Source organism: Snodgrassella alvi, from assembly GCF_002777745.1.
GTDB classification, from domain to species: Bacteria; Pseudomonadota; Gammaproteobacteria; order Burkholderiales; family Neisseriaceae; genus Snodgrassella; species Snodgrassella alvi_D.
On sequence record NZ_MEIO01000055.1, the window covers coordinates 96891 to 111588 of the forward strand.

17 protein-coding genes are annotated in these 14698 nt (G+C 42.2%); 6 read left to right on the forward strand and 11 right to left on the reverse strand.

Annotated features, from left to right (window positions below; translation table 11 throughout):
* The first annotated feature begins 123 nt into the window (after window positions 1-123).
* Window positions 124-750: an NUDIX hydrolase gene (locus tag BHC51_RS08790; protein ID WP_100099624.1), complete on the forward strand. Its 627-nt coding sequence runs from the start codon at window positions 124-126 to the stop codon at window positions 748-750.
* On the opposite strand, the gene BHC51_RS08795 is transcribed toward BHC51_RS08790, so the two are convergent.
* Both BHC51_RS08795 and folB read right to left on the reverse strand, forming a co-directional pair.
* Window positions 739-1359: an NAD(P)H-hydrate epimerase gene (locus BHC51_RS08795; protein WP_100099623.1), complete on the reverse strand. Its 621-nt coding sequence runs from the start codon at window positions 1357-1359 to the stop codon at window positions 739-741. The genes BHC51_RS08790 and BHC51_RS08795 overlap by 12 nt on opposite strands.
* 40 nt (window positions 1360-1399) lie before the next feature.
* A complete protein-coding gene (folB, locus tag BHC51_RS08800; protein WP_100099622.1) occupies window positions 1400-1753 on the reverse strand; it encodes a dihydroneopterin aldolase in 354 nt (117 codons plus the stop codon).
* 58 nt (window positions 1754-1811) lie between these two features.
* Here folB and plsY point away from each other — a divergent pair, with 58 nt between their 5' ends.
* Complete coding sequence (gene plsY / locus BHC51_RS08805; RefSeq protein WP_100099621.1) at window positions 1812-2411, forward strand: glycerol-3-phosphate 1-O-acyltransferase PlsY; 600 nt, start codon at window positions 1812-1814, stop codon at window positions 2409-2411.
* A gap of 73 nt (window positions 2412-2484) precedes the next feature.
* Here plsY and BHC51_RS08810 read toward each other — a convergent pair whose 3' ends face one another.
* From BHC51_RS08810 to BHC51_RS08835, 6 genes are all read right to left on the reverse strand, one after another.
* A complete protein-coding gene (locus BHC51_RS08810) occupies window positions 2485-3159 on the reverse strand; it encodes a DedA family protein (RefSeq protein WP_100099620.1) in 675 nt (224 codons plus the stop codon).
* Between the two features lie 37 nt (window positions 3160-3196).
* Complete coding sequence (glmM, locus tag BHC51_RS08815) at window positions 3197-4540, reverse strand: phosphoglucosamine mutase (RefSeq protein ID WP_100153820.1); 1344 nt, start codon at window positions 4538-4540, stop codon at window positions 3197-3199.
* Window positions 4541-4826: 286 nt separating this feature from the next.
* Entirely contained in the window at window positions 4827-5690 is an 864-nt protein-coding gene (gene folP / locus BHC51_RS08820; protein WP_257384797.1) for a dihydropteroate synthase, read from the reverse strand.
* Between the two features lie 890 nt (window positions 5691-6580).
* Window positions 6581-8554 carry an ATP-dependent zinc metalloprotease FtsH gene (ftsH, locus tag BHC51_RS08825; RefSeq protein ID WP_100153821.1) on the reverse strand — a complete coding sequence of 658 codons (1974 nt, stop codon included), beginning with the start codon at window positions 8552-8554 and terminating at the stop codon, window positions 6581-6583.
* A gap of 86 nt (window positions 8555-8640) precedes the next feature.
* A complete protein-coding gene (locus tag BHC51_RS08830) occupies window positions 8641-9261 on the reverse strand; it encodes an RlmE family RNA methyltransferase (RefSeq protein WP_100099616.1) in 621 nt (206 codons plus the stop codon).
* 269 nt (window positions 9262-9530) lie between these two features.
* Window positions 9531-10082 (reverse strand): hypothetical protein, encoded by a 552-nt coding sequence (locus tag BHC51_RS08835; protein ID WP_100153822.1) that lies wholly within the window; start codon window positions 10080-10082, stop codon window positions 9531-9533.
* 399 nt (window positions 10083-10481) lie between these two features.
* Between BHC51_RS08835 and yhbY the strand changes: the two genes are divergently transcribed.
* The gene (yhbY, locus tag BHC51_RS08840; RefSeq protein ID WP_100136369.1) at window positions 10482-10772 is read left to right on the forward strand and encodes a ribosome assembly RNA-binding protein YhbY; all 291 of its coding nucleotides are present in this window, start codon (window positions 10482-10484) and stop codon (window positions 10770-10772) included.
* Window positions 10773-10862: 90 nt separating this feature from the next.
* On the opposite strand, the gene greA is transcribed toward yhbY, so the two are convergent.
* The 3 genes from greA to BHC51_RS08855 form a co-directional block, all read right to left on the reverse strand.
* Window positions 10863-11339, reverse strand: coding sequence for a transcription elongation factor GreA (gene greA / locus BHC51_RS08845; protein WP_100089410.1), 477 nt, complete (start codon window positions 11337-11339; stop codon window positions 10863-10865).
* Window positions 11340-11793: 454 nt separating this feature from the next.
* The gene (locus tag BHC51_RS08850) at window positions 11794-12051 is read right to left on the reverse strand and encodes a hypothetical protein (RefSeq protein WP_100153823.1); all 258 of its coding nucleotides are present in this window, start codon (window positions 12049-12051) and stop codon (window positions 11794-11796) included.
* A 110-nt stretch (window positions 12052-12161) separates the two neighbouring features.
* Entirely contained in the window at window positions 12162-12374 is a 213-nt protein-coding gene (locus BHC51_RS08855; RefSeq protein WP_100099614.1) for a hypothetical protein, read from the reverse strand.
* A gap of 205 nt (window positions 12375-12579) precedes the next feature.
* Here BHC51_RS08855 and BHC51_RS12480 point away from each other — a divergent pair, with 205 nt between their 5' ends.
* The 3 genes from BHC51_RS12480 (at window position 12580) to BHC51_RS08865 (ending at window position 14592) form a co-directional block, all read left to right on the forward strand.
* A complete protein-coding gene (locus BHC51_RS12480; protein ID WP_143558822.1) occupies window positions 12580-12777 on the forward strand; it encodes a hypothetical protein in 198 nt (65 codons plus the stop codon).
* Window positions 12778-12863: 86 nt separating this feature from the next.
* Window positions 12864-13577 (forward strand): carbon-nitrogen hydrolase family protein, encoded by a 714-nt coding sequence (locus BHC51_RS08860; RefSeq protein WP_100153824.1) that lies wholly within the window; start codon window positions 12864-12866, stop codon window positions 13575-13577.
* 577 nt (window positions 13578-14154) lie between these two features.
* Window positions 14155-14592, forward strand: coding sequence for a lipoprotein (locus BHC51_RS08865; protein WP_100153825.1), 438 nt, complete (start codon window positions 14155-14157; stop codon window positions 14590-14592).
* Window positions 14593-14698: the final 106 nt, after the last annotated feature.

The following is a 14698-nucleotide window of genomic DNA, read 5'->3' on the forward strand; positions in this document are numbered from 1 at the left end:
GAATAATCTAATTTACTGCCTACATCTTTCTCAGACACTCCCCCATGTCTACAGATTATTCTGGTCATTTACGCTCAATCAATATATAAAGACATCAAATAGAAAATATTCTTACATATTAATATGTTTACCTCACCAGATAGCCTGAACCAGTTTCTGCATTATGCCAGTACCACCACTACCTCGGTGATACTCAGTCAGCGCAGAGAATCACTGCAACACCTACCTGTTACCTTTCAGCAGGCAGCAGTACTCATGCCCTTCGACTGGAATCATGGTACAACCCAAATCTGGCTAAGCCAGCGCAGCAAACAACTGCGTCAGCACAGCGGACAAATTGCCTTTCCCGGTGGTAAACTGGAAGAAAATGAAAACAGCATCACAGCTGCATTTCGTGAAAGCATAGAAGAAACTGGTTTGATTCGTAACCAGTGGCATCTGGCCGGCACACTACCATCATGCTATATTCCAAGCGGCTTTAAAGTCGTCCCAGTTTTAGCCTGGAGCAATGCACACCTGCAATGGCAGCTCAACCATGCTGAAGTCAGCGAAATGTTTGCTATTCCTCTGTCCATCGCTCTGGATAGCAGCCAATATCAGCAAAGCATCATCTATTATCAGCAGCGCCGGCTTCCCGTCTATCATTTATATTACCAACACTGGCACATCTGGGGCGCCACCGCGTGTATGTTGCTACACATGGCACAATGCTATCAGGTATGGTATCGGCAAATGCCATCAGCCCTGTAAATCAATACACAGCACTTCACCACATAATTGTTGAACCTGCGTCAGACAATGAGCTGGTTTCAATGCCTGAAAAGCATAAGTAAGCTGTGCCTGAAAACTGCCACTGGCCACTGTGTCCCCATCTCCAGCCACTCCACTGGGCATATCCAGCGCTACCCGAAACACATCAGCCTGAGCCACCGTAGCAAAACATTCTCCTACAGCTTGTGGCAGCTCCCCATGAAAACCAGTACCATACACCGCATCCACCACCAGCTGCATGGATGGCAGTACAACGTCCAGCTGTGCCATATCCACATAATTGATCGCAGCAGGTAGACGTACCTGATTAGCGGCCGCCAAAACAGACAATTGCCTCCCCTGCAACCACACAATAGTTACCGGCCAGTGCTGTTGCGCCAATATCCGTGCCAGTACCAGACCATCACCGGCATTATTACCCTTACCACAAAGCACCAGCGTATGCTGTGGATGCGGAAAACGCCGCATTAAATCCTCTGCAGCACGGCTACCCGCATGTTCCATCATTCTGGCATAGCTCAAACCAGCCAGATTCTGTTGATCTTCCCATGCTTTCATCCGTGCCACAGTCCAAACCGGCGTATGCATATCTCTTCCTTTTCCAGGCAAGGCAAACAATTATCACTTTTTAAGCCCGTTGTCGCTCAATTGATACACCCACCTCTTTGACACCAGCCAGAATCCCCGGCTTCACCACCTTCACCCGCACCCATAATGCCTCATAACGCGTCAGAATAAATTGCGCCACATATTCAGCCAGCGCTTCCAGCAACAAAAATTCCTGTTCAGCTAATGCCTCGCGCAAGTTCTCAGCTACTCTGGCGTAATGAATCGTATCGTCAATATTATCGCTTAGCGCCGCCTGCTGAAAATCAGTACCAATATCCAAATCCAGCAGCAAAGTCTGTTGCTGCTGCCGCTCCCACTGATATACCCCAATCAGCGTTTGCGCACTCATGCCATGTAAAAAGATAGTATCCATGTCCAACCCACTGGGCTAAAATGCAAACCCTAAGATTGTAGACCAAAGAAACCACTTTATGGCTAACTACTTTGCAATTATCGGTGCCTACTTGTTAGGTTCCCTGTCTTTTGCTGTTATTGTTTCACGCTGCATGGGTATGCCCGACCCACACAGCTATGGCTCCGGCAACCCCGGCGCCACCAATGTCCTGCGTAGTGGCAGAAAAAGTGCCGCTGCTCTTACCCTGCTTGGCGACGCATTCAAAGGCTGGCTGGCCGTCTGGCTAGCAGAGCATTATCAGGCCACATGGCAACTAGACAACAGCATCATTGCCATAGTGGCGGTAGCGGTTCTTATCGGGCACATGTGGCCGGTATTTTTTAAATTTAAAGGTGGCAAAGGCGTAGCTACTGCACTGGGCGTATTACTGGCCTTATCATGGCCTACTGCACTGATTTGCACTGCTGTCTGGCTTATCATAGCCTTTGGCTTCAAAGTATCCTCATTGGCAGCCTTAATTGCCACCCTGATCAGCCCATTTATCGCCTGGTGGTTTATGCCGCAAACAAGCTGGGTATTTGCCATTATTGTGATCGATTTGCTCGTACTGTATCGGCATAAAAGCAATATTAAAAATCTGTTCAGCGGGCGTGAAAGCAAAATCGGCCAAAACTAAAACACACAGTAATAGCCAATAAAAAAGACAGTTATCACAACTGTCTTTTTTATTAATACAAAAATTCCGAGGTTTATTTCAAACCTTGCTTTTGCTGTTTGCGGGTGCGGCGACGCTGGCGAATTTCAGCAATCTTACGTTTAAAAAACTGCACACGCTGACGTTTTTTCCACCAGTAATACACCAAAGCCAGCACACCAACACCAATAACAACATACACCACTGCCTGAAACTGATGTACCTTATGCATCAGCCAGTCGATATTCTCCGCACCATATTCACCCAGATATACCCAGACAGGTACCGAAATCATCGCAGCCAGTCCATCCATCAGTAAAAACTTCAGAATCGAAACCTTACCACTGATACCTGCCGTAATATAAATCGGCGTACGCAATCCCGGCAGAAAACGGGCGATAAACAGCACCCTACTACCATATTTATCAAACTTATCCTGCACCTGAGCATAACGCTTTGGCGTCATTACCCGCTGCACAAAACGGAATTTCAGAATACGATGGCCGAACACCCGCCCTGCGGTAAACATCAGGCCATCACCTACCAGCACACCAGCCATGCCTACTACAAACATCGTATGCACATTCGCGTGCCCCAGACCGGCAATCACACCACCAGTAACCAGCGTTACATCTTCGGGTATTGGCACGCCAAAGCCACAGGCTACCAACACCAGAAATACCGCTGCATAGCCATACTCAGTAAAAAAAGCTTCCAGCAATGCAAACATAAAATGCCCGTTCTTCTCTCATTCTGACCGAACAGATTTAATCCGCCAAACCCGCCACAATCGCATTAGCAATTTTTTCAGCTGCCTGCTGCGCAGTCTCAATCTGGCGTGCTTCCACCATTACCCGCACCACTGGTTCTGTTCCTGATGGGCGGAGTACCACGCGCCCATTTTCTCCCAGCTGTGCCGTCACCTCATCAGCCACCGGCGTGGCAATGCTCTGCCAGTCCTGACCCGGCTCAATATGAACATTAATCATGGTTTGCGGAAAAGGCTGCCAGTCAGTAAGTATACTGGCCAAATCCTGCTGTAAACCTTGCAAAGCTGCAAAGACCTGTAAAGCTGCAATAATCCCATCACCAGTATTATGCTTATCCAGACAAACAATATGGCCGGAAGCCTCACCTCCCAGCGACCACTGGTGCTGATGCAACTGTTCCAACACATAACGATCGCCCACCCGGGCACGGACAAAATCAATACCCAACTGTTTAAATGCCAGTTCCATTGCCAGATTAGTCATGGCCGTTCCAACCACGCCACCATTTAGACAACCGGCTGCGGCACGTGCCTTAGCGATAACATAAATCAGCGCATCACCATCATAAACCTTGCCAACCTTATCTACCATCATCAGCCGATCACCATCACCATCCAGTGCAATACCGTAATCTGCTTCATTCTGTAATACCGCAGCCTGCAACGATTTAGTATAAGTTGCGCCAATTTTCTGATTGATATTATAACCATTAGGCTTATCGCCAATGCATACCACATCAGCACCCAATTCATGGAAAACTTTAGGAGCCACATCATAAGCTGCGCCATTGGCAGTATCTACCACCAGCTTCAAACCACGCAAATTCAAATGGCTGGGAAAAGTAGACTTGCAAAATTCAATATAGCGGTCCACAGCACCATTAATACGCCGGGCACGGCCAAGCTGGCTGGATGGCACAGTCTGCACCGGTTTTTCCAGTTCTGCTTCAATTTCCAGCTCCAGATGGTCACTCAGCTTCACCCCACCCTCAGCGAAAAACTTAATCCCATTATCGTGATATGCATTATGTGAAGCAGAAATCATCACCCCACAATCCAGACGCAGCGCACGGGTTAAATACGCCACACCTGGCGTCGGTAATGGACCAGTAAGCAGTACATTCACTCCTGCCGCAGTAAAACCAGCTTCCATCGCCGCTTCCAGCATATAGCCAGATATGCGCGTATCCTTACCAATTAGCACAGTAGGCTGATGATCAGTTCCGTGCTGAACCAATACATGGCCAGCAGCATAAGCTAATTTCAGTACAAATTCAGGCGTAATCGGAAACTTGCCTACTTCACCACGTATCCCGTCAGTACCGAAATATTTCTTTGCCATCACCTACTCCAACCAATTAAAACAAGACTGTTATTTTAGAACAGGCATAGCTGTCCAGTCAGTAAATAAAATAGTATTTGCGAGCCTATTCGGCCAATATTCGTAAAATACAGCCTACTATTTCCATTAAAAACCTAAAGTCAAGCCCTGAAGAACAGGCTTATCCCGCCAATGCATAAACCGCATCTATCTAATATCCGAATACCTGTACATTCAGAAGATGCCCGAACAGCGCCACAATGACAAAAGCACAGCAGCAATTCTGGCAGAGAAAACAAATTCACTTTCATTGCACACCAGCACCCAAAGCAGCCCATACCTGCAATCCTTGGCGGGTCTCACGCACATCATGCACCCGTACAATCGCAGCCCCGCGCGCCACCGCAGCCACCGCAGCCACCACACTGCCAGTAACCCGTTGCCGTGGGTCTGTTTCAGCAGTTAGCAAACCAATCATCGTCTTACGTGACACACCAATCAGAGCCGGGCAGCCCGCAAGTACCTGCCATGCAGCAAAATGCTGCATCAAAGCAATATTATGCTCAAGGGTTTTGCCAAAACCAAACCCCGGATCTACCGTCAGACGCGTACGTTTAATACCGGCCTGCTCACATACCTGCACCCGTTGCTGTAAATACTGGCCAACCTCTGTCACCACATCCTCATATACAGGATTATGCTGCATATTCTCTGGTTGCCCCTGCATATGCATCAGACACACCCCCACATCCTGCTGCTGCGCCAACAAAGCTACCGCGTCGGCATCCTCTAGCGCCTGAATATCATTAATCCCGTCTGCTAGCTGCTGTTCCAGTAATTGGCGCATTACCCATGTACGCCGCGTATCCACCGTTAAGGGCACATTCCAAGTTATCAATTCACGCAGTACCGGCTCAATCCGTGCCCACTCTTCCTGAGGCGACACAAAAGCCGAACCAGGACGTGAACTTTCGCCACCTATATCCAGAATATCAGCCCCATCTTTCAGCAGCTGCTCTGCATGATTTAAGGCCACCGTCAGCGAAGCATTGTAACGGCCACCATCAGAAAACGAATCCGGCGTTAAATTGACAATACCCATAATCTTCGGAGCAGCGAGATCAACCTGAAACCGACCACACTGCCAGTAAGTTTGCATAGAACTATCCATAATCAATCATTATCTTTCAACAATAGCCAATACAGTTAATTTGCCTGTATTCACAACTGATACCACTGACTTAAACTGTAAAGTATCTCAGACCAGTCTATGGCATTTCACAATAAAAAATCTGTTATTAGCCATATCAATAAATAGTTTGCATTAACATAACCCAGTCAAAACCACATGCAAACAGTTATCCAGAAAAAGAGCAATACTAGACATTTAACATCAAGCATCAGTCCATTATTTTATAGAACAATTAACATCAGCCTGACACCAGAAATATCCTGTCTTTTGTTCCATAACAACCAGAATTCCGTATCCAATACAAAAACAGTACAATATCAGAATAACCCAGCAACAATATTGCTTTCAGCTACTATAACCCTATTGCCACTTGCATTGCCAAAAGCTACACCACCCCAGATAGCCTATACAGACACAGCATATACAGAATTAAATAGAAACCATGCCTTGGAAGCCATAATCGCTCTGGCATCATACCCAATATCGAAACAACATTAGATTTCTAGATTCAAACACTTACATTAACCCATACAACCGTCATACGCTTAATCAAACCAAATCGCAGCATGAATCACAAAATCAGGTAAATATTGATTGATCAATATAACCAAATCACCTGACTTTATCTGGATTGTAAACAATCATATTGCTTCTTTTTAGCATTCATGATTACCTGATTTAAGATGACTATCTTTCAGCAGCCAGTCTGCTTTTCACAGCTTATTTAATTACCTGAGGCATTTCACAAAGTGCATATAGATTATTAAAAAAATAATGAATAAAAAACATTCTAACTCCATATCTCTCTCATGCATCAAAAGCGGGTATAAAAAACGGCAGCTCTAGCTGCCGTTGAAAACTCAATTATATTATTTCTGTGATTTCTGCTCCGATTCTGGCGACTTAGTTGCAGCATCACTCACAGCTTCTGTTACAGAATCAGTTGAAGCAGTAGCAACCTCAGCAACTGGTTGCTCAACTTCAGCATCCTTGACCACATTTTCACTAAAATCTTTCGGTGGACTAGGCTGCTTACCAGCCATGATTTCCAACACCTGATCACGATCAATGGTTTCCCACTCAATCAAAGCATGAGCCATGGTATGCATCTTGTCGCGATTTTCATCCAGAATTTTGTAAGCAATAGCATATTGCTCATCAAGGATACGCCGCACCTCAGCATCAACTTCCTGCATGGTTTTTTCAGAAATATTTTTCGACTGGGTTACTGAACGTCCAAGAAATACTTCATTCTCATTTTCGCCATACACCATCGGCCCCATCTTTTTAGACATACCATAACGGGTCACCATATCACGCGCAAGCTGAGTAGCACGCTCAAAATCATTTGATGCACCAGTAGATACTCTACCGATAAACATCTGCTCAGCAATACGACCACCAAACATAATCGAAATCTGATTAAGCATCTGGTCTTCATACATACTAATGCGATCACGCTCAGGCAACTGCCAAGTCAGCCCCAGCGCTCGGCCACGCGGCATAATCGTAACTTTATGTACAGGGTCAGTAAAGTCCAGTGTTTCAGCAACAACTGCATGGCCTGATTCATGATATGCAGTAGCTTTCTTCTCATCTTCATGCATCACCATAGACCGACGTTCCGGACCCATATAGATTTTATCCTTGGCATCTTCAAAGTCACTCATATCAACCTTGGTCTTATTACGACGACCGGCAAATAGTGCAGCTTCATTTACCAAATTGGCCAGATCAGCACCAGAGAAACCAGGAGTACCACGCGCCAGAATCGGCAAATCGACCGACTTATCCAAAGGCACTTTAGCTGCATGTACTTTCAGAATTTGTTCACGACCACGTATATCCGGTAAAGGCACGACTACCTGCCGGTCAAAACGACCGGGACGCATCAGTGCCGGATCAAGCACATCGGGGCGGTTAGTGGCCGCAATCACAATCACTGTCGTATTGCTATCAAAACCATCCATTTCAACCAGCAGTTGATTCAGGGTTTGCTCACGTTCATCATTACCACCACCTAAGCCAGCACCACGCTGGCGGCCTACTGCATCAATTTCATCAATAAAAATAATACAGGGTGCATTCTTCTTCGCCTGCTCAAACATATCACGCACACGTGAAGCACCTACACCAACAAACATTTCCACAAAATCTGAACCGGAAATACTGAAAAACGGTACCTGCGCCTCGCCAGCAATAGCCTTGGCCAGCAGAGTTTTACCTGTGCCCGGACTGCCGCACATCAGAATACCACGAGGCATACGGCCACCCAGCGTCTGGTAACGCTGCGGAGCACGCAGATAATCCACCACTTCCTGTACTTCTTCCTTGGCTTCATCACAACCAGCCACATCGGCAAAAGTGATTTTATTAGCTTCCTTATCCAACAAACGGGCACGGCTTTTACCAAAAGAGAAAGCACCGCCCTTACCGCCGCCACCCTGCATCGAGCGCATAAAATAAAAAAACACCCCAATCAACAACAGCATCGGCAACATACTGTACAGCAGATTAGTTAAAAAGCTTGGCTTTTCCTCCGGAATCACATTAACCCGAACATTCTTCGTCAGCAGATTATTAATGAGATTATTTTCCAGTGGTGTAGGAGCATTAGTGACAAAAGAAGATTTATCATTGCGCACACCTTTGAGCTGAAAGCCATTAACTACCGAACCTTCAATATTTACGCTAGCAATCTCACCCTTGTTAACCTGCTGAATAAACTGAGAGTATTCAATTTGCTTTTTACTCTCTTTTTTCTCAGTTATGGCGTTGAATGCGGCCATTAAAATTAACGCCAGCACCAGCCAGACAAAAAGATTCTTTACGGTATTCCGCACTGTCAGAAACTCCTAAGGAGGTTAATTAATTGTTGTTCAGAATAGTTAGCATAGCCAACATCACCAAAGAACATTGGCCATCAAAACTATTTTTTACCGCGACCAAGCAGATAAATTTCACTGGAACGGTCTCGGGAAGCTTTCGGTTTGCGAATCAATACCTGTGCAAAGCTATCCTTCATTAACTGCTGAAACTCTTGCAGACCACTACCCTGAAACACCTTCACCAGAAAGTCACCACCCTGTTTCAGATGTGCCTGCGCAAATTCCAGCCCCAACTCTGCCAGATATAAACTGCGCGCCTGATCGGTAATGTTATTGCCTGACATATTGGGTGCCATATCACAAATTACAAGATCTAACTCACAGCCATCCAGTAAAGTTTCAAACTGCACCAAGACTTCATTCTCGCGAAAATCACCCTGAATAAAGCGCACACCTGCCACTGGTTCCATTGGCAAAATATCCAGCGCGAACACCTGCCCCTGCTTACCGGCCAGTTTAGCAGCAACCTGCGACCAGCTTCCGGGCGCACTGCCAAGGTCTGCCACCACCGCACCCGGCCGTATCAGATGATCCTTATCATTGATTTCCAGCAGCTTGTAGGCTGCACGGGCACGATAGCCTTCTTTCTGAGCCAGATGAACATAATGATCGTTAACATGCTCATTGAGCCATGCACTGGAAGATTTAGAACGAACACCCATGATGCAATTTCTTGAAAAAACCTTCACATTGTATCGTGAAATCGAAGTGGAATACAGAGTATACCAGTAGCAAAGCTGATAAATTTAACAGCCTAAAACAGCAGCAGATTACCTTAACCTGCCACCAAAACAGTCTGAATTCGCCGCTTCTACCTCAAACCTGAATCTATCTTCTTTGCATCATACTGCCAGCAGCGTTTTAAGCAAAAATACTGATTGACAAAATAAAAGTATAAAAATCTACTCAGCATACAGAACTGATTCAGCCGTTAATACTCAGCACTACAGCTCAACCTGATTTGATTTCTCCGAATCAGATAACGGATGAAATACTTCAACAACTGCACCACAACAAAAGCCGCAGCGGCAGAAGCTGGCATATAATCAAAAGCATATATTCTAGTGGTTAACGGCATAATCGAATCATGAGTTGCCACATAGGTTGCCCATGTAGTGCGCTCATCATCTTTAGAAACTGTCTGGATTAACTGCTGCTGTGGCTGCTGCTTAATCACCTGATAACTAAAAGAACTATATTCACCATACTTCTTATGCCCATTGGGTACAGGAGCCAGATAGGAGGTATTTTCAGGCCTGACATCCCTATCTGCCGTATAACTGATGTCTTCAAAAGAACCATCAGCTTGAAACACCGCCACCTCAAAAGGGAACATAGATTCTTTTCTCATACTATCCCGGGCTTCGGTATAGGAAAGAATCTGTATAAACAATCCCATTAACCAGTACCAAGCAAACAGTCTGAAAAAAATGGTGTCCAGCACCCACAATGTACCACTGTATATACGCTGAAAATTCATCATTATTAATTTAAAACAGCATCAATCAAGGTTTAAAATATTCGAAACAGAAACAGTTAATAGCCCATACATGGCAATCAGCCTGAAGCAACTTCAATAATTTAAACATATATTATCAAAAATAGATAAAATCAACACATATTTTAAACAACTATTCAGTTATACCCAACAGACAACTTCTGCTTACCAGTTGATCACATATACTCACCACCTGATTTTATAAATACAGCATATACTGGCGGAGTCAATTAACCAGCCATACACAAATATTATACGTATTACATAAAATCAGATTGATATTAACTATAAAAATTCGGCTGCCTCATTTAAAATAGCTCAATCTGAATTCAACCAGCGTATCCGTCAACCGGATAAGCAGGTTTTAGCAATATGGAAACCAAAATGGCAACTGATAAACTAAACAGTAAAGATAAAATAGCATTAAAAGCACGCGCACATCAACTGCATGCGGTCGTATTAATTGGACAGCATGGACTTACAGCCGAAGTAATCGCCGAAACCAACCGCAATCTCGATGCGCATGAGCTAATTAAAGTACAGGTTGCCGGTGACGAACGTGCACAACGTATTGCCATTGCTGAAGCATTGTGCGCAGCTACAGGCGCCGAGCTGATACAGCACATTGGCAAACAACTGGTGTTATACCGTCAAAAAGCTGAAACAGCTGAATAAACAAAAGCGATTCATTTCATGAATCGCTTAATTATTTTGCCTTTAGCGGTTTAGCTCAAGGCAACAGACAACTGATTAAAAACCATCTACTTAAATATAGAAAACCTCAAGAATTTCATATTCACGCACACCACTTGGTGCCTGAACTTCGGCCACGTCGCCTTCTTCCTTGCCAATCAACGCGCGTGCTATCGGAGAACCAACAAAAATTTTTGCCTGTTTAATATCGGCCTCATCTTCACCCACAATCTGATAACTAACCACTTCTTCAGTTTCCAGATCCTGCATTTTCACTGTTGCCCCAAATACCACTTTACCATCAGCATTAGTTTCTTTCGGGTCGATAATGTGCGCCAATGAAAGCTTGTGCTCGATTTCAGCAATCCGGCCTTCAATAAAGCCCTGTTTTTCCTTAGCAGCTTCGTATTCTGCATTTTCCGACAGATCGCCATGTGAACGTGCCTCAGCAATAGCCTCAATCACAGCAGGACGAGCCACACTCTTCAGTTCTTGCAGCTCCTGCTTCAGCAAATCGGCACCAATTACGGTCAACGGAATTTTTTGCATCATATTTCTCCAAGATACCGCAGCTAAATGCTACAACGGTATTTCGTATTAATAACAAAAAGCAAGCCGCCCGATTCTGGCGGCTTGCGCTGTTCCATAAGTGATATTTTATCAGACCAGTATAAAATAGCAATGCTTATTTTATAGGTGCAGAGACAAGCATTTTTACCTCCTGCTTAAAGATGATGTGACCTTTTTGCCATCATCAAATCCATTTGCTGATTCCAGTCTAATATCGACACTGTATTTAACCTATGAACTCAATATTATATTTTTAATATATAGCAAGCTTTCTTGTACCGATGATGAGCAATCTGACTACTTCAACAATTTAAGCAAAACACCAGAAAGCAGCATCATATGTAAAAAATTAGCAAATTATTCAATTAAGTCCAGATCATTGATTGCAAAACTTTTAATCCCTTACAAGCCTTCCTGCAATGCAGGTATACAGCTATGCTCCATATGAGCCAAAACCACGAATAGCAGAATTATTCTTCACTATCACCAATAATATTAAACAAACATACTGATCTATTGTATCCGGTAAACAATCTTCTTCATCCATGCGATGCTGCGGGGAGAAATACTCAACACAGTTACGCAGGGCAAACTTAAAATTTTCCATTACTTTATCACTCTTATTTTCTACCCTTGCCTTTCGCCAAAACAAATAATCCAGATAATTGCCCTCTAGATTGTTTTCAATCATGCCATACTTAATCTGTCTAAGTGCCGGCTAAATGTTCTTAGAAAATAACCACAAACGAACTGATTGGCAAACTGCTCTAGCTGTTGCAAATAATTATCAGCATTGCTTTCCTACATTAAATCAAGCGCAAACAATGCACCGCTAAGACAGTGGTTATAAACCAGAGTTGAGGTAGAAATATGCAGTGCACTGAGCTGCATTAAAATATACTCATTCAGGTTCTTTTCTTCCCCTTTATACCATCGCCGGTAATCAGGAATAATCAGCACTGATTTTGCTAAAAGCTCCCCAACTGAAATAATCTGCTTATTCAGTTTATGCATTATCCAGCCTGTAAAAAAATTAATATACCTAACTTTGCGGATGCTCAATGACAAACCAGCCAAACAAGAATTTAGTTAAAATATACTAACAATTTCATTAATTTACAAAAAACCAATTAAGAGATATACTCAAGTAAGTATTGATTTTAAAGTCAGATATATTCTGATTTTTTAAAATTTATTTAGTGATCCTAAACTTCTATTTATGAATACTATTAAAAGAACGGAAAGAATGGATATCTTCATAGAAGAAGACAGAAATACTATTCTTGTTCAGAAGAAATGGCTATTGATGGCGTTATTTATTGCTATGCTAGCAGCTTGCTTAACAGATAAAAAAACTTATTTCATAGTTTTTGTGGCTGGAATTGTAGCAATTATTTCACACAAAATTCCCTGGTGATTAGGAACAATTTATATTAATTTCATTTTGTGCATTTTTACCTCGTTTTTTACCTTGGGTAATTATAAATATAGGAATGCAAATTTATGTCAGAAATTAAAATAGCTATAGCTCAATTTACTCCTTTTAAAGACGATATTGAAAATAATATTGCCATTCATCTTAAATTAATTGAAAGCGCCATAAAAAAAAATGTTGAAATAATAATTTTTCCAGAATTATCCCTTACTGGATATGAACCAGAGCTGGCTTCAAAGTTATGTTTTTCTGAATCTTCTATTTATAATCTCCCTTTTCAATCTTTATCTACCCAAAATAATTTGATCATTGGTGTTGGAATGCCTATTGCTCAAGAAAATGAAAAGCCTAACATAGCCACAATACTTTTTTTCCCCGACAAAGCCCCTTTAATTTGCCATAAAATAAATCTACATGAAACCGAACAATCTTTTTTTTCACATGGTAAAAAAGTAGGCATATTTTCCTATTCTGGAATAAAATTTGGAGTAGCTATCTGTTTTGACTCATTAATAGAAACGTTCATTTATTCACTTAAAAAAATGGGAGTTAATTACTGTTTGGCCCCATCTCTTATTACTAAAAAAGGTTTTGAGCATGATATTAAACTTCTCCAGCAGTATGCAAAAAAATTCCAAATGGGCATGATTATATCTAACTATATAGGAAAAACAGGTAATATGTTTGGAATTGGAAAAAGTTTGATTATTGATAAAAATGGAAAATTACAAAAACAAGCTATGCAAATTAATGAAGGAATTATCACATCATTTTGCAATTAAAAAATATTACTTCCATATAACTGGTCTACCCGAGCTACTCCTTGGACCATAAGGGAAAAAAGAAAATTCCATCAATCGGCTGATATTCTGATTAGCAAAATTTGGGGAAATTATTTTAAGTTAAAAATTAGGGGGCTATCTAACTTTGCTGTAAAACATCAGAATAGTATTTTCACCGTAAATTTTGACATCAAATGGGTATTAACAAATCCTCACTGGACAGTAAATGTAATCAAAATAGCTCCGGGGGGTTTTGAAAGAAGTTATATAATCTGGGATCAAAGAATAATTAGCTTAGATACTGAAGATATTAAATCAAACTATAAGGGGTACTTTGGTTTTAAAGATTATTATCAATTTCCTATTGCTCATGAATTTGGGCACACTGTGGGAAATGTTCCGATCATTGGACATTCGGATGAATATCATGATGATAGCCGCATTAATGGAGGATTTAAACAAGATTACCCCAGCATAATGAATGTAGGAAATGAATTACGGAAACGTCATTTAGATTATATTCTGAATCAGCTAAACACCATGTTACCTAATACAACTTTTTATCTAATATAAAGTTATGAAGAAATATTTATTTATTATATTATTTATTCTGCTACTATCTTCGTGCAATAAAATTAAAGTAAGAGAAGAGAATAATCGGGAGAGTCACATAGCAGTTAATAAACAGTTAAATAGTGCTGATAGCGATACTATAGAAAAATTTATGAATTTTAATCAGATAGAACAAACACCGGTAGATAGTCTGATAAAAAAATATCCGCCCTTGGGGGATAAAACTTTTATTCTGGGTAAAAAAGACGGTTTTATTACCGAATTCAGAGCAGGACTATCCAAACAATTTACACCAAAAGAAATAAGGAGCAGAGATATAAAAATTAGAGAAGTAACATGGGCTAGCAGTAACGAAGAAAATCTCACTGTTTGGTTTGAAAAAAAAGACCATAAATGGATTCCTGTCGCACATTTCATCTGGGATAAAAATGCTGTGTTTTAATGTTTACTTTATTCTCCTATAAGGACTGTACTATTTTAGGGAATAGTGACATATTAGATACAATCAGCCTGATCAAGATACAGGTTTTAGCGTATAACAATATTGC

Coding starts and splice junctions, on each gene's coding strand:
- BHC51_RS08865 (WP_100153825.1), top strand. CDS start 14,155: ATGAAGAAATATTTATTTATTATATTATTTATTCTGCTACTATCTTCG.
- folP (WP_257384797.1), bottom strand. CDS start 5,690: ATGGATAGTTCTATGCAAACTTACTGGCAGTGTGGTCGGTTTCAGGTT.
- glmM (WP_100153820.1), bottom strand. CDS start 4,540: ATGGCAAAGAAATATTTCGGTACTGACGGGATACGTGGTGAAGTAGGC.
- BHC51_RS08855 (WP_100099614.1), bottom strand. CDS start 12,374: ATGCATAAACTGAATAAGCAGATTATTTCAGTTGGGGAGCTTTTAGCA.
- BHC51_RS08835 (WP_100153822.1), bottom strand. CDS start 10,082: ATGATGAATTTTCAGCGTATATACAGTGGTACATTGTGGGTGCTGGAC.
- BHC51_RS08850 (WP_100153823.1), bottom strand. CDS start 12,051: ATGATTGAAAACAATCTAGAGGGCAATTATCTGGATTATTTGTTTTGG.
- folB (WP_100099622.1), bottom strand. CDS start 1,753: ATGGATACTATCTTTTTACATGGCATGAGTGCGCAAACGCTGATTGGG.
- BHC51_RS12480 (WP_143558822.1), top strand. CDS start 12,580: ATGAATACTATTAAAAGAACGGAAAGAATGGATATCTTCATAGAAGAA.
- yhbY (WP_100136369.1), top strand. CDS start 10,482: ATGGCAACTGATAAACTAAACAGTAAAGATAAAATAGCATTAAAAGCA.
- BHC51_RS08795 (WP_100099623.1), bottom strand. CDS start 1,359: ATGCATACGCCGGTTTGGACTGTGGCACGGATGAAAGCATGGGAAGAT.
- BHC51_RS08790 (WP_100099624.1), top strand. CDS start 124: ATGTTTACCTCACCAGATAGCCTGAACCAGTTTCTGCATTATGCCAGT.
- greA (WP_100089410.1), bottom strand. CDS start 11,339: ATGCAAAAAATTCCGTTGACCGTAATTGGTGCCGATTTGCTGAAGCAG.
- BHC51_RS08830 (WP_100099616.1), bottom strand. CDS start 9,261: ATGGGTGTTCGTTCTAAATCTTCCAGTGCATGGCTCAATGAGCATGTT.
- BHC51_RS08860 (WP_100153824.1), top strand. CDS start 12,864: ATGTCAGAAATTAAAATAGCTATAGCTCAATTTACTCCTTTTAAAGAC.
- BHC51_RS08810 (WP_100099620.1), bottom strand. CDS start 3,159: ATGTTTGCATTGCTGGAAGCTTTTTTTACTGAGTATGGCTATGCAGCG.
- plsY (WP_100099621.1), top strand. CDS start 1,812: ATGGCTAACTACTTTGCAATTATCGGTGCCTACTTGTTAGGTTCCCTG.